We start from the raw sequence: 17639 nt of genomic DNA, 5'->3' as shown, positions 1-17639 counted from the left end.
CTCCAGGCCTTCCGGCCACTGTTTAAGGGGGCATCCACCCCGGCGCCGCGTTGCATCCGCTAAACGGCAGGCATAAAAAAAGGCCACCCGGGGGCAGCCTGATAAAAGATGATTTATTTGCGGTTATGACATTTTTTTGAGTTGGGCCAGCGTAAGCCACTCGCCCTTATCGGTGAACATGTCGCCGAGTTGCAACTCACCATCTCGGAACATGCGCCCCCGTTCAACGCCCAGCACCTGGTCCTGCCTGTCTGGTGACTGACGTGCCAGCCACTCCAGATAGGTCGTATCCTCTGGTACCTGCCCGTCCATTGATGCCCTGGTGCCTGCATCCATTTCGCCACTGTCGATACCCAGTTCACTCCAGGACTTCGTCACCAGCGTTTCAGTGGAACGGCAGCAGAAGTGGATACGCCCGGGGCCTTGCAGGTAAGCGATTTTGTGTCCCACGGGCTTGCCGTCCAGCGTGTACTTCTTACGGTCGCGGATGATACAGGTTGGCGTTGTCTTATTATCCAGCGTTGATAGCCACTGCTTACAGTCGAGAATGTCGCTGTTTGCCTCTGCAAAGCTGTCACGCGCTACCGCCGCAACATGGCTCACCGCTGTTTTGGTGATGCTGGTAGCGTTAGCCCGGCTCATTTGCAGCGAGCCGTCCTGAAAATTATTGGTTACGGTACCGCGAACCTTTCTGGCTATCTGTTCGGTCGTATCGCCAGCCAGATAGCCCGAGCGGACCGTGTTGCTGATACGTTTGAGTCGGTCAGTTTCCAGATTCTCCGCCCACTCTTTCAGCAGGCGCCCCTGGAACGGCCTGGACATCGCCGCTACGTATGCCATATCTGGTGTGATTGCGGCCAGTGGATAATGACGCAGCACTGCATGAGGCAGCAGCTCATTGAACAGGTCATGCTGGTAGCCAACCTCATGCGAAGCGAACGCCAGTAACTCGTCTGCCAGCGTGCCGAATGCGCCCTGCACCGCCGTATGATTTACCTCTCTAACACTTCCCAGCAGGCTCTCAAGACGGTTCACTGTGAAGCCATCTCGTCCGAGGCTATCCATTGCCACCAGCAGCCGCGCTGTCAGCTCTGCATCGCTCTCATTGAGAGTTTTGACCATTCGCCGGGCAGCGCCAGTGCCGTACCGGCTGACAAACAATGCATGCGCAATGCTTTCATCACTCAGTCGGTTGTTTACCGTTGCCATTATTGCCACCGATCAGGTCAGGTGCCTGGTTGATTAACTCGTCGATAATGCTTTCCGGCTTTGCGTCCGGATCGATGATTCTCAGGCTTTGCAGGCCGCGAACCGCATCCACCCGGCGAATGTCACCACTTTGGCGCAATGACTGGATTGCCAGCGCCGCTGGTGCATTGATAGTCTGCTCTGCCGCTTCCAGCTCCGTGCGCACATCGACATTGCCGCCCTCAGCCAGGCCAAGCCACTCGGCCATGATCTGCATGATGTTGTCGAGCGCATCCTCGAGCGAATTCGCCATGGTATAGAGCGGTGAGTGCTCCTGCATGCGCTCCTCATTGGTCTGATCGACAGACTTGGTTGAGGTGTTCTCCGAGCGCAGCAGCTTGGCTCCAGCCATGCGCATTTGCTGTTCGAGGTCTTCCAGCGAGGTTTTACCAGCACCAACAGCAGAGCCAGTGTGTTCGGTGTATTCGACACCCTGTCGTTGTCTGTCATCAAAGCGGATCGCGCTGGATGATCCGATTGTCAGTTCCTGCCCTTCTGCAAGCCCATAAACACTCAGGATCGGCACACGGGCAACGTGCAGAATGTTGTCCTGCTCACTCTGGCTCTGCCAGTGTTTGATATTGAGCATTGCCAGATTGAGCAATGGTGGTGAGCCGCACATAAACCCGGTACGCTTGGTGTAAAGCGTAACCAGCGTGATGTCCTGCCGTGATGTTTCCCACTCTTCATGCAAGGCCCAGGCGATCGCGCCATCACCCACGGTCGATTTCCGGTAAATCTGGACTTTGCCCGGCGTCATATAGCGGATCTGCTCGACTTTCGTCTGCCCGAACTGCTCCGCTTTTTCTACAACCACCTCTTTGATACGCAGCTCAGTAAGTACCACTCGCCCATTCTGCACTTCTGATTCCCAGCCGATGACCTGACGGGGATTTATCAAAGTTGCATAAGGGCGTGCACCGCTGGCCTTCTCCTGTGCCTTCGTGCGGGTGTTCTCCCGGTCAACACGCGGATAATCCACCAACGCATGAGCCAGTCCATACTGTGAAGCAATGCGGAATAGCTCCTGCGCCCAAACGTCAAGCCGGTTACCGGCCATATCGAAATTGGTGGTGATGGTCACCAGTTGATCGGGAGTGTCATCACTCAGTTTCAACGGTTCAGCGAATACACGGCCAATGTTCTGGCAGATTGTCTCTTCGTAGCCAGGCAGCAGGGTGGCGACACTGAGGCGGTGCTTATACGCTTCCGGATCTTCGTTCGGCCATTTAGGCAAATACGCCTCGCCCAGCGTGCGCATGTAAAGCGTGCCGCCCATGAGGGCATCATTGATGTCCCACGCCTGCAGCATGTTCCCGTAATCGAGATTGGGTGTTGAGATATCTGGCATGGTTTACATCCGTAGTGGAGTTGATTTGCCCTGCGGCTTCTTGACTGGGAAAAGGTATGCGATTGGATAACCGCCGGCGTCATTTCCGTGGTCAAAGCCTCCCTTCTTGTCAGGTTCTCCAGCATCGTTATAAATCTGACGCTCAAGGCAGTGCGTATACTTGGGGCATTTATGGGTGTTAACGCGCATGCGCCGTTCACCGTATGTATTGCAAAGCATGCCGTTCATCGCATTCACCCTGTCTTTCACTGCTGGGTTGGTTGGATTCACGTTCACCGTAAAACCAGCGGCTTTGAGAAGTGCTATATCTGACTCACTGGCATTGCTTGATTTTCTGTTATCGCCAGAGGCATCAGGATATATCGCGATTTTATGCCCAACGAAACGTTCCTGCAGTTTGGTGATCATCGCTGGCGTGTCGAACACCTCCATCAACTCATCAACTGCGCATGGCAACCCTTCGCGCATGACGTAAACAACGGCGGCCATCTTGCTGACGTTAAAGTCCATACCGATGTGCAGCGCGTCATTTTGGCGTAGGCTTTCGTCGGTGTGGTTCTGGCGGCGGTCAAAACAGTAGTAAACAACCCCCTGATAGTTTTCGAAACTGGCTTCATACTCCTGGCGAAAAGTGCGCGGATCCATTTTTCGCCGGGCAGACTCCAGTTCCTCCTCTGGAACATTGCCGCCATCAACAGATGTATAACTCCAGCTGCGATGGTCTGGCTCCCTGCCATCCTGCCCGGCAAGATAGGTGTCATAGCAATGATTGAAGCCTTTGGGTGTGCCGATCCGCAGCGCATGCCCGCCGATGTAGAGCACGCCATTGACGACATAACGGCATGTTGACAGCATCGGGCGGATAACCTCCTCCCATGCTGCATATGGGCAGTCCGCCCATTCATCCACCAGCACAAAGAACAGACCTGACCCACGCAGATCGTCATAGTTGTTCAGTCCAACGCAGCGAATGATATGCCCGCTACGCAACGTTATAGACAGCTCAGTCTCATTCGGCTTGGTTGCGCGCCAGTGAGCGGGGATCGCCTGCTTTAACCGCCTCCAGAACACACGTTTTGCCTGCTTCTGCGTCGGGGCGCAGTACCAGATTTCATCCTCAACGCTGACCTGCCATTTCACGGCCAGACGTGCAGCGCGGCGTATCTCAGCTTTACCTAGGAAGGTTTTGCCAAAACGCCGTCCGCAGACAGCATCCCGAAAACGTGCAGATCGCTGCCAGCCCCACGCATAGATGTTTGCCTGTTTCGGCGTGAGGCTTACTGAGCCTTCAGAGAATTGGGTTGTCCGGGAGTGGTTCATCAGGGTTAAGGCTCTGCAGTTGATAATCATCCTCAAGCCCGTCCGGCTTACCGGAGCGCGCCAGTTCACGACGGAGCTGATCAACCTCGAGCTGCTTCCGCTCCAGCTCCAGCCGCCGGTTCTCAATCTCGATCTGCTGCAATTTCTGCGTGAATTCGGTATCCGCCAGGCCGAGCCGCTTCGCCACCGCTTCGAACATCCGTTCCCGGCTTATGCTGGCCAGCTCAATGCCGTTTTTTCCGACCTTCGTACCGGAGTAAGCGAGGCGAGCAATCGGCGGCAGTTCGCGTGTGTCCTGAATATACGGACGGCCCAGCCCCTCGCCATTGCAGCGAGGGCATTCGGGATTAGCGGGCTTCGTTGCGTCGTAGCCGTATCCGCCTACATCCTTCGGGCCAGGCTTATCACGTTCAGTGGCTTCATCCTGCTTTTCGTCAAACTCGACCATATCGCGCCACTGGTAGTTATGGCCGAAGCCCCAGCAGTACCGGCAGCATCCACGGCGGTATTGCGACAGGTCGTTAGCATCGAAGGTGGCCAGTTGCCACATCTGCGCAAGAACGGTATCCGCCGAAATCAGCACGCGGGACATCTGCGCAGTCTGCTGCTCAGTGATGGCGTCGATTATTGAAGGTTTTTGAAGCAACTGATATCCAAGCTGCCCGGCAGACGCAACGCTGTACCCGGCGCGGATAGCGGCCTGAGTGGCGTTGTTATCTTTGAGGTACTCGGCAACGAACCGACGCTGCTGATCGTTCAGGTTGTCATTAGCAACGAGTTGTTTTGCGCTGCGCTTTGACTGCGCACTGCGCACTTTCTCTTGCGCAGTGGTTTGCGCATTTTGCGCAGAAGGGTGCTTGATGTAGCGGCGGGCCGTGGAGTAGTTGTAACCCCGCGCCTCGCACCACTCCTTCGGTGATATTCCTGATATGGCGTGATCGGCGAGGAACTCTTTCTGAATGGCCCCCCAGTCCGGTTTTGCCATGTGATATCTCTTTGTTTAGAGCCATTACGATGCCCGGCACGCTAGGCATTGTGATGGCAATAACCATGCAAAACCCTTGACATAATTTTTTCAAGGACCATATATCGTAAGGCTGCGTTAGTTTTTGCGCAGCCAATCAGGACTTTATTTCACACACAGGATTACGTATGAGCAATTTGAACCCAAATACATACCGACTGGTAGTTTTCAGTCGAGAAGAAAACACAGCTTTGCTTGAGTTAAGGTCACATACACCATTTGGTGCTATAAGCCTCGGAGACTCAATCAATGTGCAGGATTTGAGGGGAGAGGATAGAGAATCAATCTGCAACACATCAGGCGACTACTCGAATGTGACTAACATTGAACATCGCATTACCCAAGGCCCATTTGGTGATGTAGAACATACTACCAAAATCACAATTGAAAACAGCCACAATGACTTTAAGTGATTGAATTAAAGGGTGATAGCATCACCCTTTTTTTTCATTACGCAAGTTCAGAACAATAAAAAACCGACCGGAGGTGGCTCAGCTAACATTCATGTTTGATTACTTACCCAATGAGGCCTGAATGGCATCGGCTAAATCTGACACTACTTTAGCTACATGATTCAAATCATCATCAACTCTTGAAAAAGTTGATCCTTCGGAGCTACCAACCGAAGCCTTTGCTATTTCAAGCGCAGCTTGGACAGCCAGTAGTCTCTGTTTCTTTTCAACGCCTTCGCTTGGGGTAAAATAATTATCTAACATCACAACCTCCTTTCATAATTGGAGGCTATACATTGCCACCTTCATAAGTCTCGATAAAGGAATTTTATAAGTAACTTCTTGCCCGTGATCAATCTTCTTTACGAAAATGACTAATGGTTTCAGTCTCCACGCCGATAAAGTGCGTATTCGGTATAAATTTGGAAATCGACTTGATGTCAGCTATAGATATTTTAACCAAGTATATTGCGATACTGCCAATTATGGGAGCCTCTCTTGCTTTTCTCTGGGGGATTTTTCAGTATTTGTTTAACCGCAGAAGAGAGAACCAAGAGGCTCAGTTTAAACGTTTTCATGATGTAATGAGGAAAATTCAACACGACACTGATGAAGGAAAGCATACAAATCCCTATGTTGAAATCCAAATCGCTGCCATATACGAACTTCGGTTTTTAACCAGATATCATCCTGTATCAGAAATCTATCTATCCAGTAAGTTAGTTGAATGGAAAGCTTTAGGGGGTAAGTATCTATCCCTTGGGGTTCCTACTATCCTAGGCACTCTAGAGTATATAAAAAGAGGAACTATTCGCATTAGGTTAAAGCGAAGCTTTATTACCTTTTATGACGATAATCGTATCATTTAATACACTGCTCTCTAATGTACTGTTGCAATCCGGCGATCATCTTTCCGCTGGTTTCGATTCTGTCTCTGAGGGTGAAATAATCCCGTTCAGCGGCGTCAGTAAGTCCGGCGCGGGCTGCATCATCCATGCTGGCGGTGCCGGTGGTGGATTGTTTCTGGCAGGTGGCGTTGAGCTGCAACCGCTTACGACCAGCAACAACATCAGAGTGAAGCTGGTCAATACTGGCTTGGGCATCTGCTAACTCCTTCGTGTATTGGGCGTCGAGTGCGGCTACATCACGCTGGCGCGTCTGCATGTCAGTGATAGCTTCCTGACGCTGTTTCGACAGTGACTCGGCTGTCTCGGCGCGAGCTTTCTGCTTTGTTAGTTGCGACTGAAGAACCAAGATGATGATGACCGACAGAAGAAACCCTACAGCGATAACCAGCCAGCCTTTTACGTTCATTTCTGGCCCCACATGCAGACTTCCCGCTCAATCTCGCGTCGATTCATCAGACCTTTCCACTGCTTGCCGCCTGCATAAATCCACTGGCGCAGGCCGTCACACGCCCCGGTGTAGTCCCCAGCATTAAGCTTGCGTAGCAGAGACGAACGCTCGAACGCGGTATCGCCAACGTTGTAGCTGAATGAGATTAGCGCGGCCTTCTGGTATTCAGTGGCAGGGACTTTCACGGAGCGCTCAACCGAACGGGCGAACGGCACCAGGTCTTTATTCAGTAGCGCCTGGCATTCCGCGTCTGTATACGTCTTTGTTTTGATTATGTCGGGGCCAGTGTGGCCGTAGCAGACCGTCCATACACCAACGACATCCTGATAGGGCTTGTTCTCTTTCCCCTCCAGCGAAGGGACAAGCACAGCTGCAATAGCCAGAGCACCGCCACTCACAGCCCCGGCAATGCTTTTCTTCAGTTGTGGTGACAATGCCATTACTGACCCCTTGCGGCTTTACGCCTGTCTTCTTTGATTTTGAAATAGAGATTCGCGAGGAACGTCAGCAGACCAAATACCAAGCTACCAAGCACCCCGATCGCCGCCCACTGTGACGGGCTGACTCTATCGAGGAGCTGTAATGCCCAGAAGCCTGAACTACCCGCTGACGCTCCGTAGGCAATGCCCGTTGTTAGTTTGTCCATTCGATACATATTCACCTCCGGCTTTGCCGTGGTGCCGTGTGTGGGTGGGAAAGGAATTAAAAAAAGCCCACCGAAGTGAGCCTTTGAATTTTCTAATGCCTAAAGAACAGCGACTCCCAGAAGCGTGCCAATCGTTAAAGGTGTCTTGGGGATCGTATCGATTATGGTCGCGTGATACAGATCAAAGATGGTTTTGAATCATTGCTAATTTACATCTTATGTATCAGCACTTTAAATCGTAGTAATTTAGAGTTATGGTCATTAATGAACCTAAAAAATAAGGATCCCTAATGTATTTATCTAAGCTTAAAGAGCTGTACAAGGACATGATGTCCAAAAAGATAACTAGCTCTCGATTTCAATATCAACATAACAAGACCGTGTTTGATATCCTTTTTCTGATAGATAGGAAGCCATTCCAACTTTTGTTCGGCGCAATTGGGCACAAGTGCGCTTTCATTGTGAATGTTCAACCTGGATTTGAAATTGGCACGGCCATCCGACCAGAATCAGCTTACAAGGATCTTTTGGATGCCCTGGGGGTCACGCCTGACCCTGCCAACCGATTCAAAACGTCAGATTTCTTCACTAGCTTTTCAAACAGCATCCCAGAAACTATCCCATCAAAACAGCCGGCCAGACAGACAGCTATCCGAGCTGCTATTGATAATGGAAACGAGAAGCTGTTTTTTAGTCACTGGAGAAATAACGGCGAAAAAGGAGGTCATGTGACCAATGATAATATTGAAAAAACACGCACTGCCTTCGGCGCAGAGATAGCTAATACATGCCAAGAAAGGAATATAAGCAGCTGCTGGACGGCAGTTAGTAGAGCAGAAAGTTAGTATCGAAGCCCTGTAAAGCAAAAAGGCCCCGCATATGCGGAGCCTTCGAATTCGTTTAATTATCTGTGAGCATTAAAATCCCACGATGGGAGAGATATTTATCCAATTTCGGACAAAATGCAATAGTAATTTGTTCATCAGCGGGTAATTTTCTGGAACTCATCCCCTGCACAACTCTCTTCCATTTCGCATTTAGTGATCAGCTTTTCATAGAACGGTTTCCAGTTGCGGCGCCACGTGCGTTCGTTCAGGTCAGGGACCAGGTGCCGTATCACGGTAAACGCCAGTGTGGATGGCTGCCGCTTGAAACCCAGGCCGCCGCAACGGTCGCAGTCCTTCTCAACCGGAGCGCCCACCAGCTTTGATTTCTCGATGTCACGAACCCGCCCGGTACCACCACAGCGGCAGCGCGCTGACAGCTTTCCTTTTCCGTGACATGTCACACAGGTGTTTTCCACCAGTTGCAACTGATGGTTTGCTGGCGTTGATCCACACCCCGGATGCGTCATGACATTGGCCAGCGTATTCGTGACACCGCGCCCACGGCAATCAGGGCAATTAGTCGTATCAGCAGCAGAACGCGCGTAATCGTCGTAGGCGAATTTAGCCAGCACTATCATGCACTGGCCCATTTTTCTGCCAGCGGCCTTACTGAGAAGCGCAGGGGCGGTTTTACGGGCATACAGCGCCAGTGCTTTGGCGGCATCTTCCCGATCGTGCTGGCTGATGCCCGCTTTACCGAGGTAAGCGCTCATACCGAAACTGGCGGACGCATGGCACATGCCAATTGCGGCCATGACGTCGGTACCGCTCAAACTGTCCGATGCGGTCGCGCCGGGGATGTCGGTGATCATCAGGCTTTTTGCGCTGAAATGTTTTAACACGGCTTCGATTCTCACTGTTGTTTCCCCTTATCGTTTCGATCTGTTTTTCTTATCTGGCTCTACTGCTGTCACGGCTTCACTGCGGTCAAACGTCGATCAGCACATTGAGCGTGCGCGGCTTGCGGGGCTTATTTGATATGGCGCCTTTGTTCATGAGCGCTTTGATATGGGCCTCTGCGTCCAGCCGAAGTGGTCGCACATGTCCTGCCTGGATGGCGCGTAGCCGTTCTCCGCTGAGTAATCCCTGATGAAGCGACAGACGTTTTTTTGGATCTCGGTCAGTTCTGGCATACGGCCTCCTCAGGCTGTTTCGGTAATTTGGATGCTGCCGGCTTCGCCCCACAGCTTCGTAACGCGCACATCCCACACGGCACAGTCGTCGTGATAGATGGCGTCCATCAACGCTTTGAGCAGATTGTCGGCGTCCGGTTTCTGCTGGTGCGGCTGGCCAGCGTGTGCCGCGCGCTTTTTCTTACTCCAGCTGGGCGGCATGGGCATCACGAACGTGACGTGCGAGCAACAGACGGGAAGCGTTACCCCGCGCAGGCGCACTTCATCGCAGAATGCGCGGTACCGGAGAACTGCTGGCCGCTTTGCCCAGCGATCGCGCTGCGTCATGCGTGGCTTCGGCAGCGGGCAGATATCGTAAACCTGCATCAAAAATCTCTCCTGGCCGGACTACGACTGGCGGCGACTTTCTCGGTGCAGATGTGCCGGGCCTCGTCCTGGTTAGTTTCGTGGAAGTGACCATTGCGGAATTCCTGGTAAACGGTCCCCAGTTCGCCAAAACGGTTTTTTGTAACGATAATTTCGGCGAATTTGGCTGCCGGGCTGTTCTCGTTATAGACGGCATCCCGGTAGAGCATGATGATGCTGTCAGCGTCCTGTTCAATGCTGCCACCGTCGCGCAGATCCGCATTCACCGGCCGCTTGTTCGGGCGCTTCTCCACTTCTCTCGATAACTGACTGAGCGAAAGCACCGGCGTTTTCAGCTCTTTAGCCATGGTCTTCAGACCGCCGGAGATAACAGCGATCGCCAGGTCATTTCGTTCAGCTCGGGGCTTTTTAATCAGACCGAGGTAGTCGACCAGAATCAGGGACAGTCCAGGGAACAGGCGCTTGTGTCGTTCTGCGATAGAACGGATCTGCTCAATAGTCAGGTTTGCCGCATCCACCATCCAGACATCAAGGCCCATCAGGCGCTTGATGCCCATAGAGATCCGGCCCCAGTCAACATCATCCATCCGCGATGGTTTACGCAGGCTGGATACCGGCATATTGGATGCACCGGCGATCTGGCGCTCAATAACCTGCTGGTTGCTCATTTCCATAGTGAAAATCAGCACTCCGCGACGAACCTTGTGATCGCCCATCACGCGCTCACTCGAGGCAACACCCTCGGCGACTTTCAGTGCGAACTCGGTTTTACCCATGCCGGGCCGAGCAGCCACCACAACAAAGTCCTCGTCGTTCATACCGCCGGTGATCTCGTCCAGTTCGGCGATCCCGGTCTTGAGTGTGTCGGATTCCTCGCCGTTGGTTACCCGGCGCTCCAATACATCGGCGTAGGAGTCCAGCAGTGTGTCGATGTGCACTGGCATCACTTCGTCAACGGGTCGACCCAGCGCCATCACCTGGCTGGTAAACGACTGGATGTTCTCCATAGCCTGCTCATGGTTGTTAGCCCCGGTAATGCTGTCGTAACTGGTTTCCATCAGACGGGCGAAGCTGCGGATCACAAACTTCTCATTCAGACTTTTCGCATACCCTCTGAGGTTTGCTGCGCTGGGCATGGTTTTCACAGTTTCCATCACATCAGCAAACACCCCCGGGGCGTCACCCATGGCATTAGCCACAAGCAGCGCATCAATCATCTTGCGCTGCGTAGCCTGGCGCTTAATCTCAACGTACAGTTTCACGTAGAACGGATGGGTAAACGCTTTCGGGTCAAGGGTATTCAGCACATCGCTGGCATCCGGTGTAAGCCCTGCGTGCAGCAGGCTGCCGATCACGCTGGCTTCGAGATACAGGTCGCTCACAGTGAACCCTCCCGTACTTTACGCAGCGTGTCAGGCTTCATCAGGTAATCGAAGTTAGCGCGCCAGCCAGACGGGCTTTCACCGAAGTAATACGGGCGGGCCTCGGCCAGGAACGCAGAGAAATACGCGCGGAAGGCTTCCACGGTTTTCTTGCTCATGTGCGTGACGAACTCGCGGATCATCACTTCCCGGTCGCTGTCCAGTTCTGCTGGAGGCATGCGTTCGCCAGCCAGTTCGTTGTAAGCATCGACCACAGCTGCACAGTCAATCTCAACGTAGGTATCCAACCAGGCGGATGCGTCAGCCAGATACCCGTCAAAGCGGTTAACCCGGCAGATGTTCGATGGCTTGGCCACTGTGGTTGCGCCACGGCGTTTCCATGTCAGCACAACCCAGCGCACCACCAGCTTCAGATCGTCCACTGTGTAGGCGGCCCGGGCGGAACGTCCTGTCAGTAAAACGGCAAAGGCTTCTGCAGAGCGGCAGGTGCTCCCTGTGAGTTCGTTGTAATACTCCAGGACCTGTTTTGCCTGTGAGATTACCTCTTCCGAAAATTCCCCCTTGGGGGCTTTAGGGGGATCTGTTTTTACTGTCTTAGGAATAATGTCTTTGGTGTCCCCCTGTTTTGAGGGATAGCGCTCCCCTAATTTGAGGGAGTTTTTATCCCCTGAATTGAGGGATAATCCCTCGTTTTGAGGGATTCGCCATTCAGAGACGTTTTTGTTTGGACCAAACTGGCGGCCACGCTGGATAAGAATATTCATTTCAACCAATTGCAACTTGGCTTCATTGCAGCGCTTAACCGGCAGGCGAGCAATCTCCGAAATCTGCGAATCGCTGATACGGTCAATTTTTTTATTCCACCCGTAGGTCAGCCGCAGGACAGCCAGCAGCACCTTGAACTGGCGCTTAGTCAGATCCGCGCCTGCATACTCCTCCAGCAGCATGTTAGCCAGCCTGGCATAGCCATCGTCGGTATCAGCCACGCGCTGCTCCTCGTGCTCAGTACGAGCGCGGAAATTGATGATCTCGGCGGTGTTACTCATGCCCTTCCCTCGCGAGTTTGTTCTGCTCGAGAAGCTGACGCAGCCGGTTGACTGCTTCAGGAGTAAATCCTCGGGCAAGCTGATCCCGGGCCATGTCTTTATGTACAGTATTTTGTGGTTGCGCTGGCTTGGTTTTCTGACGCATAATTAACCTCGCTTTTGATGAGCACTGCAGTACCCGGCTGTTCAGTTGGCGCTGTTCAGCCTTCACCTTTCTCTTCGTACTTCCTGAAAAACTTTTCAAATAGCCATTTCGGCACAAAGCACGCATGCGCATAATCTGGCCGCATGAAGATGACCCGACGCTCCTGACGGTCGTAACTGATGACACGAACGACAGTTCCGCGCTTATCGCGCCAAAGCTGGTCTGTTTCGGCGAAGCGATCTTCATCCACCAGTTCCTCCAACTGGGGTGCGGATGTGCTCAAGCATCGACAGCAGCTTTCTCGCCTCTTCCCCGGTGATCACCACGTTTTGTTCGCAACCAGGCGCCGCAACGCACCCCGCAGGCAAGCCAAGCTCATGGATTAATTTGCAAGCCAGACCAACAAGACTGACCTTTTTACGGCTGAGGCCTGAAGGGTGTATTCCCATATCAAGCGCCAGTGGTTTGTTGCCACGGCTAATCGCTTCTTTGTGAAAAAAACTCTCTAACGCTTCCGGTTTGCAAGTCACTCGAACTGAATTGCAACTTGTTGCTACTGATTCCATTGATAATTTCCCTTCTTAAACAGCTTAAAGTGGCAAGTGATCGTCACTTGCACCGTACTTCAATTTTTTGGGTGCTTAGGTGTGGGAAATGGCCGTATCTCTTCTGCTGCCACTCGCCCATCTGGCAAACGGGTAATGAAAATCTGTCGGCCCACACGGACAGCCTTGCTAATGGCCGTTTGATGCACACCAATTACATCTGCTGCATGGGCTTGACCGTTCTCTCTTACGTACTCGCCAAGTGGTATTTTTTCCATCGGTGATCTCCAGTTGTGTACCGATGGAGCAATAATACCCTAAGTATTAAAATATTCAATACTTGCGGTATTTCATTATTTAATAACTCAGGTATTAGAATCGAGGCATGGAAAAGAAAAAATCACTTACACCTGAACAGTTCGAAGATGCAAAGCGACTAAAAGCGTTGTATGAGTCGAAGAAGAAAAGTCTTGGTGTAACGCAGCAACAACTCGCAGACCTGTTAGATATAACCCAAGGTGCGGTCGGCCATTACCTTAACGGCAGAAATGCCCTTAACGTTTCTGTTGCTTCAGCATTTGCTCATAAACTGGGAGTTTCGATAGCAGACTTTAGCCCTTTACTGGCACGTGAAGCCGCAGCCTATGCTTCCTCAGCAGAGCCGAATGTATCTTTTGTGAAGGAGTATGCTCCCGGTTCGAGGTATCCAGTATTAAGCAAAGTCCAGGCGGGTGCTTGGGCTGAAGCATGTGAGGTCTACTCGCTCAAAGATATCGACCTGTGGCTGGAGTCCGACGCCCATATCCAAGGTGATGCCTTCTGGCTTGAGGTCGAAGGTGACTCAATGACTGCTCCGGCAGGCCTAAGCATTCCGGAAGGTACCTTCGTTCTTTTCGATACCGGCAGAGACGCGATCAACAACAGCCTGGTCATTGCCAAACTGTCAGACTCGAACGAGGCAACATTCAAACGGCTGATCATTGATGGCAACCAAAAGTACCTTAAAGGGCTCAACCCACAGTGGCCCATGATACCTATCAACGGTAATTGCAAAATTATCGGTGTTGGTGTGGAAACGAAGATGCGGCTGGTCTAGCCCGGTGGTTTGGAAAGCGTTCGGGCGAGGTAGCAGAGATACGGCCTGAAGTTTTCGTTGTGGTTGCTGATGTTTTAAAAAAACTCTATACATGCTCTATGAGTGCTCGTAAACAAGATGACGTTCATCAAGGAAAAAACCGTCAATGCCTGACCAGATCTTAAGCGTGACAGCGTACACTCGAAGGATGAATGACGGGTTTACTCAGCCATTTCTTTGTACTTGTGATGACGGCAAGCAATACATAGTTAAAAGCAGGCCTAAGTTGCGCAGCTCTGAGTTAGCTGCAGAATGGATGTGTGCTTCTCTTGCGGGTGCTTTAGGGCTTTCAATACCTGATTATTGCATCGTTGATGTAGGTGAAGAGATAATCGAATTCATGCCCGACCTGCAAGGACAGATCTACCCTGGATTAGCCTTCGCAACAGTTTACATTGAAGGGACATCAACAATTAACCTTCAGCAAGCCCGTAACTCAGTCAACATTTCCGACCAAAAAAAAATATTCTTCTTTGATAAATGGATACTTAACACAGACAGATCACTTACGGAGTTCGGCGGTAATGTAAACATCATTTTCGATTCTGTTAACAATAGGCATTACCTGATTGACCACAACCTTGCTTTCGATCAATCTGCTACTGAGGAAGAATACGATGTACATGTATATTCTCCTTCAAGAAGGATGTGGCGATACGACCTCGTTGACTATGATGAACTGCAGGTTTTAGCAACACATGCTTTGAGAAATATTGACGATATCATTGAAGGAATTCCTCGCAGTTGGCTTGCCGATAACCTCGAGCAAAACTATGATTTTTTCCTTTCTATTAAAAGCCGTCTGGAAAAATGTCAAGATCACGAATTTTGGAGCAATATCATATGACTACACCATGCCTATACAGCATAGTCAGGTATGCACCTTACGCGGAAACCGAAGAATTCGCTAATGTGGGTGTAGTCTTGTGTGCGCCAAAAATGAACAAATTTTGTTTTTACCTAACGAATAGCAATAATAATAGGGTTAAAAATTTCTTCAAAGATGACACCATCTTCCCTTTTGCAAAAGATGCTATCGCAAGAGAACTGAAGTTTGCTCAAGACCAAGCAGCAGGCATCATCGCGCCTGATAAACTAGCTAATTTCTTTAACTACCTGATTGCTAAAAAGGAATCTGTCATAAACTTCAGCTCTGCAAGGGTGATTATGGCGACAGACCCTGATGCTACTGCAATTAATATTTTCAATAAGTTTGTAAACCACTCTGATGTAACGAAAGAATCACGGGAAATTATACTTACTCGCGAGCTACGCAACAGACTTTCATACTACAGCGACCTAAAACATGTCCTTAAAAAAGAGACACTAGGCGGTGAATTGACGCGTTTTAGCATTCCGTTTGTAGCTAAAAAAGATGGACAAGTCATTTGCGCCATCAAACCGTTAGCCTTCACACAGGACAAACCCGAGAAGATGATGGAGCACTGTGATTCTTGGGCTGCGAAGGTTTTACGTGCAGCCAGTGAACAAGTATTAAATTTATCAAATGTGCTATTTACTATAGACCCTCCATATAGACCAAATTCATTAGAAACTAAAGCAATACAAGAGATTAGAAGGACATTTACTTCTCTTGGAATAAATCACGTTGAGCACGAAGATGAAAATTCAATAGTAAAATTTGCAAGACAATCTCTATAACTACCTGACCCGGCCATCGCGCCGGGATCGTTGTGCCTGAATTCCAACATTAACTGTCTCCCCTAACCAACGTGTAGCTGGTCAGCACCTCCATCGATATTTACCCTGTACTATCAAGCCGACCACTGCACCGCCAATCTCTATAGCGATAAAAGCCGCTTTTCCTCTTTTCATGAAGCATCCTTAGTCATTTCTGATTAAGTTTCATCCAACCAAACGTAACAGCGCTTGGCGCAGTGAAAAATAAATAGCTAATCAAATCAGCGGATTAATATCTTTAGTATTTTTTTAATACCTCAAGTATTGATATTAATTAATACCGCTAGTATTGTTAAACCCAATAGCACTACGCAGCCCACCGCAGAACGCTGACCCGCTCTTTAACAACTCGGTTTTCACAGCAGCCAGAAGCGGCCAACGCTCCCGGCAAAATGAAATAGCGCCGGTAAGGATACCAGGCAGGCGGGCGAGTCATCTGCGGGTGATAGTTCGCGAAGGGGAACCCGTAACCACGACGGGCTGCTGTGCAAATTGAAGCGCCCCGATGGTGGGGCGTAGTTCCTTTGATGTTCCATTGTGTTTTATTCGTCATCATTCTCTATGTCTGAGAGTAGCCCTTCGCACTGCATTTTTTGCGAATTCATTCATGCCAACTCCATAGATAATCAAAAAAATTATCACTGTTATAAAAAGTCGAGTTGTAAGAGGGGAAAACATAAAATCAAAGAAAAATGAACAGAACACACCAGTTGACAACTGTAAAGAAGCAAACCAAAAAGTTGCCACGCACTTGTTATAACTTGGTGTTTTTCCTGAATTAAAAACGTAGAAACGATTTGGTAAGAATTTGCTGTAAATAAAAATGAGCAAAGCAAGCACTAACAGACCAAATATAGCTATCCACGCAGCCCTATTTGAAAATATGCCATCAGGCCATGATTTTACTAAGGAGTAAATAGCCACCCCAATTAGAGATGTACAAAAAGTTAAGAGATTAGCCCTAAGGCCATTGTAGTAGTACTGATTGCCTTTGAGCGGAATGTTGTAGCATTTCATCCTTAATCCTCAGAAATAAAAGAAAGATTAAACCACACAAATCCAACACTTAAGTAAAACTGAATAAACTTCACATAAAGTCTATTAACCTTAGTTGGCTTCGCCATGCATAAGGATAGATTTTGCCAGCCACAACTTAAAAGCAGAAGCCAGACATAGCCTTGGTACACAACGAAAAGAGCATTGTCGGTGATCAAGCTGGCGCAGCTTACACAGTCCGACAGTCCCGTCAGTGCTCTCCTCGTTGTGTCGCATGGGTATGACCAGCGCTGATCCCGACTGGGGCCGGTTCGATTCCGGCAGGCACAATCCCATCCATTGCTGTGTAGCCTTTGCCCCCGCCTCGGGGGCTTTTTTTCGCCTCTCACTGGAGAACCCTATGGAAATTTGCCTTGTGCTTGCCTTCCTCGCTGGCGTGTCTCTGGTACTGGCGATGGTTGTGCTGCCATTCATTTAACTAACGGAGGTGTCCGTGCAAGCCATTCCAAAACTGACCACTCAACGCCTGGCTGAGTTGCCGCCGGGCACCCCGATCCGGTTGGGCAGCCAGCTGGTCACCTTCAGTAACTGCAGCATCCGACCGGATTATAAGGGCGACGAGACAACGTTCGTTGACTATCTCGATCCGGAAGGCAACGAGCAGACTCACTGCGAATCAACGGTTCTGCAATGCGGTACCGAATTTATCGATGCGGTGATGTGCAAATACTGCGGCAAGTTCCGGCAACCAGGCGACATCAGAAAAAAGCTGATCGAATTCTGGGACCGGGCCGAACCACATGAATTCTGCGCTGACACTGAATGTGCGAAGCGCTATCAGCAGACCATTCGCGTGCCGTCACAAACGAGAACGCGCCTCACAATGAGGAAAGCATCATGAAACCG

The 17639-nt window shown here is 50.5% G+C and carries 24 protein-coding genes; 7 read left to right on the top strand and 17 right to left on the bottom strand.

Annotated features, from left to right (window positions below; all coding sequences use genetic code 11):
- Nucleotides 1-123 precede the first annotated feature (123 nt).
- Genes FVB43_RS10170 through FVB43_RS10155 form a run of 4 tightly spaced genes read right to left on the bottom strand, consistent with a single transcriptional unit; the run spans nt 124 to nt 4904 of the window.
- On the bottom strand, nt 124-1209 hold the full coding sequence (locus FVB43_RS10170) for a structural protein (protein WP_167863912.1): 1086 nt from the start codon (nt 1207-1209) through the stop codon (nt 124-126).
- A complete protein-coding gene (locus tag FVB43_RS10165; RefSeq protein ID WP_167863911.1) occupies nt 1181-2599 on the bottom strand; it encodes a DUF4055 domain-containing protein in 1419 nt (472 codons plus the stop codon). Before FVB43_RS10165 ends, FVB43_RS10170 begins: the two co-directional genes overlap by 29 nt.
- Before the next feature lie 3 nt (nt 2600-2602).
- Nucleotides 2603-3949, bottom strand: coding sequence for a terminase large subunit (locus FVB43_RS10160; RefSeq protein ID WP_242462132.1), 1347 nt, complete (start codon nt 3947-3949; stop codon nt 2603-2605).
- On the bottom strand, nt 3888-4904 hold the full coding sequence (locus FVB43_RS10155; protein ID WP_167863910.1) for a terminase small subunit: 1017 nt from the start codon (nt 4902-4904) through the stop codon (nt 3888-3890). Before FVB43_RS10155 ends, FVB43_RS10160 begins: the two co-directional genes overlap by 62 nt.
- A gap of 167 nt (nt 4905-5071) precedes the next feature.
- Here FVB43_RS10155 and FVB43_RS10150 point away from each other — a divergent pair, with 167 nt between their 5' ends.
- A complete protein-coding gene (locus FVB43_RS10150) occupies nt 5072-5356 on the top strand; it encodes a hypothetical protein (RefSeq protein WP_167863909.1) in 285 nt (94 codons plus the stop codon).
- Between the two features lie 99 nt (nt 5357-5455).
- On the opposite strand, the gene FVB43_RS10145 is transcribed toward FVB43_RS10150, so the two are convergent.
- Nucleotides 5456-5659 carry a hypothetical protein gene (locus FVB43_RS10145; RefSeq protein WP_167863908.1) on the bottom strand — a complete coding sequence of 68 codons (204 nt, stop codon included), beginning with the start codon at nt 5657-5659 and terminating at the stop codon, nt 5456-5458.
- A gap of 173 nt (nt 5660-5832) precedes the next feature.
- On the opposite strand from FVB43_RS10145, the gene FVB43_RS10140 reads away from it, so the two are divergent.
- Entirely contained in the window at nt 5833-6264 is a 432-nt protein-coding gene (locus FVB43_RS10140; protein ID WP_167863907.1) for a hypothetical protein, read from the top strand.
- Here the strand turns inward: FVB43_RS10140 and FVB43_RS10135 are convergent.
- From FVB43_RS10135 to FVB43_RS10125, 3 genes are read right to left on the bottom strand one after another with little or no spacing between them, the layout of a single operon-like run.
- Nucleotides 6257-6709, bottom strand: coding sequence for a lysis protein (locus FVB43_RS10135; protein ID WP_167863906.1), 453 nt, complete (start codon nt 6707-6709; stop codon nt 6257-6259). The two genes, FVB43_RS10140 and FVB43_RS10135, sit on opposite strands and share 8 nt — an antisense overlap.
- Nucleotides 6706-7185: a lysozyme gene (locus tag FVB43_RS10130; protein ID WP_167864000.1), complete on the bottom strand. Its 480-nt coding sequence runs from the start codon at nt 7183-7185 to the stop codon at nt 6706-6708. Before FVB43_RS10130 ends, FVB43_RS10135 begins: the two co-directional genes overlap by 4 nt.
- 5 nt (nt 7186-7190) lie before the next feature.
- Nucleotides 7191-7406, bottom strand: coding sequence for a class II holin family protein (locus FVB43_RS10125; RefSeq protein WP_167863905.1), 216 nt, complete (start codon nt 7404-7406; stop codon nt 7191-7193).
- 281 nt (nt 7407-7687) lie between these two features.
- On the opposite strand from FVB43_RS10125, the gene FVB43_RS10120 reads away from it, so the two are divergent.
- Nucleotides 7688-8242 (top strand): DUF6037 family protein, encoded by a 555-nt coding sequence (locus tag FVB43_RS10120; protein WP_133844960.1) that lies wholly within the window; start codon nt 7688-7690, stop codon nt 8240-8242.
- 137 nt (nt 8243-8379) lie between these two features.
- Here the strand turns inward: FVB43_RS10120 and FVB43_RS10115 are convergent, their stop codons facing one another.
- The 9 genes from FVB43_RS10115 to FVB43_RS10075 form a co-directional block, all read right to left on the bottom strand.
- Nucleotides 8380-9141, bottom strand: coding sequence for an antitermination protein Q (locus tag FVB43_RS10115; RefSeq protein WP_167863904.1), 762 nt, complete (start codon nt 9139-9141; stop codon nt 8380-8382).
- A gap of 135 nt (nt 9142-9276) precedes the next feature.
- Nucleotides 9277-9417, bottom strand: coding sequence for a LexA family protein (locus FVB43_RS24860; protein ID WP_167863903.1), 141 nt, complete (start codon nt 9415-9417; stop codon nt 9277-9279).
- A gap of 9 nt (nt 9418-9426) precedes the next feature.
- Nucleotides 9427-9783 carry a RusA family crossover junction endodeoxyribonuclease gene (locus FVB43_RS10105; RefSeq protein WP_167863902.1) on the bottom strand — a complete coding sequence of 119 codons (357 nt, stop codon included), beginning with the start codon at nt 9781-9783 and terminating at the stop codon, nt 9427-9429.
- Nucleotides 9783-11165 (bottom strand): replicative DNA helicase, encoded by a 1383-nt coding sequence (locus FVB43_RS10100; RefSeq protein ID WP_167863901.1) that lies wholly within the window; start codon nt 11163-11165, stop codon nt 9783-9785. The genes FVB43_RS10105 and FVB43_RS10100 overlap by 1 nt, the downstream gene beginning before the upstream one ends.
- Complete coding sequence (locus FVB43_RS24780) at nt 11162-12211, bottom strand: replication protein (RefSeq protein ID WP_167863900.1); 1050 nt, start codon at nt 12209-12211, stop codon at nt 11162-11164. The genes FVB43_RS10100 and FVB43_RS24780 overlap by 4 nt, the downstream gene beginning before the upstream one ends.
- Nucleotides 12204-12422, bottom strand: coding sequence for a hypothetical protein (locus FVB43_RS10090; protein ID WP_167863899.1), 219 nt, complete (start codon nt 12420-12422; stop codon nt 12204-12206). The genes FVB43_RS24780 and FVB43_RS10090 overlap by 8 nt, the downstream gene beginning before the upstream one ends.
- Nucleotides 12412-12606, bottom strand: a complete 195-nt coding sequence (locus tag FVB43_RS10085; RefSeq protein WP_167863898.1) for a DUF4222 domain-containing protein — start codon at nt 12604-12606, stop codon at nt 12412-12414. Before FVB43_RS10085 ends, FVB43_RS10090 begins: the two co-directional genes overlap by 11 nt.
- On the bottom strand, nt 12599-12922 hold the full coding sequence (locus tag FVB43_RS10080) for a hypothetical protein (RefSeq protein ID WP_167863897.1): 324 nt from the start codon (nt 12920-12922) through the stop codon (nt 12599-12601). The genes FVB43_RS10085 and FVB43_RS10080 overlap by 8 nt, the downstream gene beginning before the upstream one ends.
- Before the next feature lie 59 nt (nt 12923-12981).
- Nucleotides 12982-13179 carry a Cro/CI family transcriptional regulator gene (locus FVB43_RS10075; protein ID WP_167863896.1) on the bottom strand — a complete coding sequence of 66 codons (198 nt, stop codon included), beginning with the start codon at nt 13177-13179 and terminating at the stop codon, nt 12982-12984.
- A 107-nt stretch (nt 13180-13286) separates the two neighbouring features.
- Here FVB43_RS10075 and FVB43_RS10070 point away from each other — a divergent pair, with 107 nt between their 5' ends.
- The 4 genes from FVB43_RS10070 to FVB43_RS10055 all read left to right on the top strand — a co-directional run bounded on the left by FVB43_RS10070 (nt 13287) and on the right by FVB43_RS10055 (nt 17634).
- The gene (locus tag FVB43_RS10070) at nt 13287-13997 is read left to right on the top strand and encodes a LexA family protein (RefSeq protein ID WP_167863895.1); all 711 of its coding nucleotides are present in this window, start codon (nt 13287-13289) and stop codon (nt 13995-13997) included.
- A 145-nt stretch (nt 13998-14142) separates the two neighbouring features.
- Complete coding sequence (locus FVB43_RS10065) at nt 14143-14883, top strand: HipA family kinase (protein ID WP_167863894.1); 741 nt, start codon at nt 14143-14145, stop codon at nt 14881-14883.
- Complete coding sequence (locus FVB43_RS10060) at nt 14880-15698, top strand: DUF3037 domain-containing protein (protein ID WP_167863893.1); 819 nt, start codon at nt 14880-14882, stop codon at nt 15696-15698. Before FVB43_RS10065 ends, FVB43_RS10060 begins: the two co-directional genes overlap by 4 nt.
- A gap of 1528 nt (nt 15699-17226) precedes the next feature.
- Nucleotides 17227-17634 (top strand): hypothetical protein, encoded by a 408-nt coding sequence (locus FVB43_RS10055; protein ID WP_167863892.1) that lies wholly within the window; start codon nt 17227-17229, stop codon nt 17632-17634.
- Nucleotides 17635-17639: the final 5 nt, after the last annotated feature.

The organism is Erwinia rhapontici (assembly GCF_012271765.1).
Classification (GTDB): domain Bacteria; phylum Pseudomonadota; class Gammaproteobacteria; order Enterobacterales; family Enterobacteriaceae; genus Erwinia; species Erwinia rhapontici.
This window is presented reverse-complemented; position numbering and strand designations above follow the sequence as displayed.

Coding starts and splice junctions, on each gene's coding strand:
- FVB43_RS10170 (WP_167863912.1), bottom strand. CDS start 1,209: ATGGCAACGGTAAACAACCGACTGAGTGATGAAAGCATTGCGCATGCA.
- FVB43_RS10165 (WP_167863911.1), bottom strand. CDS start 2,599: ATGCCAGATATCTCAACACCCAATCTCGATTACGGGAACATGCTGCAG.
- FVB43_RS10160 (WP_242462132.1), bottom strand. CDS start 3,949: ATGATTATCAACTGCAGAGCCTTAACCCTGATGAACCACTCCCGGACA.
- FVB43_RS10155 (WP_167863910.1), bottom strand. CDS start 4,904: ATGGCAAAACCGGACTGGGGGGCCATTCAGAAAGAGTTCCTCGCCGAT.
- FVB43_RS10150 (WP_167863909.1), top strand. CDS start 5,072: ATGAGCAATTTGAACCCAAATACATACCGACTGGTAGTTTTCAGTCGA.
- FVB43_RS10145 (WP_167863908.1), bottom strand. CDS start 5,659: ATGTTAGATAATTATTTTACCCCAAGCGAAGGCGTTGAAAAGAAACAG.
- FVB43_RS10140 (WP_167863907.1), top strand. CDS start 5,833: ATGTCAGCTATAGATATTTTAACCAAGTATATTGCGATACTGCCAATT.
- FVB43_RS10135 (WP_167863906.1), bottom strand. CDS start 6,709: ATGAACGTAAAAGGCTGGCTGGTTATCGCTGTAGGGTTTCTTCTGTCG.
- FVB43_RS10125 (WP_167863905.1), bottom strand. CDS start 7,406: ATGTATCGAATGGACAAACTAACAACGGGCATTGCCTACGGAGCGTCA.
- FVB43_RS10120 (WP_133844960.1), top strand. CDS start 7,688: ATGTATTTATCTAAGCTTAAAGAGCTGTACAAGGACATGATGTCCAAA.
- FVB43_RS24860 (WP_167863903.1), bottom strand. CDS start 9,417: ATGCCAGAACTGACCGAGATCCAAAAAAACGTCTGTCGCTTCATCAGG.
- FVB43_RS10105 (WP_167863902.1), bottom strand. CDS start 9,783: ATGCAGGTTTACGATATCTGCCCGCTGCCGAAGCCACGCATGACGCAG.
- FVB43_RS24780 (WP_167863900.1), bottom strand. CDS start 12,211: ATGAGTAACACCGCCGAGATCATCAATTTCCGCGCTCGTACTGAGCAC.
- FVB43_RS10080 (WP_167863897.1), bottom strand. CDS start 12,922: ATGGAATCAGTAGCAACAAGTTGCAATTCAGTTCGAGTGACTTGCAAA.
- FVB43_RS10075 (WP_167863896.1), bottom strand. CDS start 13,179: ATGGAAAAAATACCACTTGGCGAGTACGTAAGAGAGAACGGTCAAGCC.
- FVB43_RS10070 (WP_167863895.1), top strand. CDS start 13,287: ATGGAAAAGAAAAAATCACTTACACCTGAACAGTTCGAAGATGCAAAG.
- FVB43_RS10065 (WP_167863894.1), top strand. CDS start 14,143: ATGCCTGACCAGATCTTAAGCGTGACAGCGTACACTCGAAGGATGAAT.
- FVB43_RS10060 (WP_167863893.1), top strand. CDS start 14,880: ATGACTACACCATGCCTATACAGCATAGTCAGGTATGCACCTTACGCG.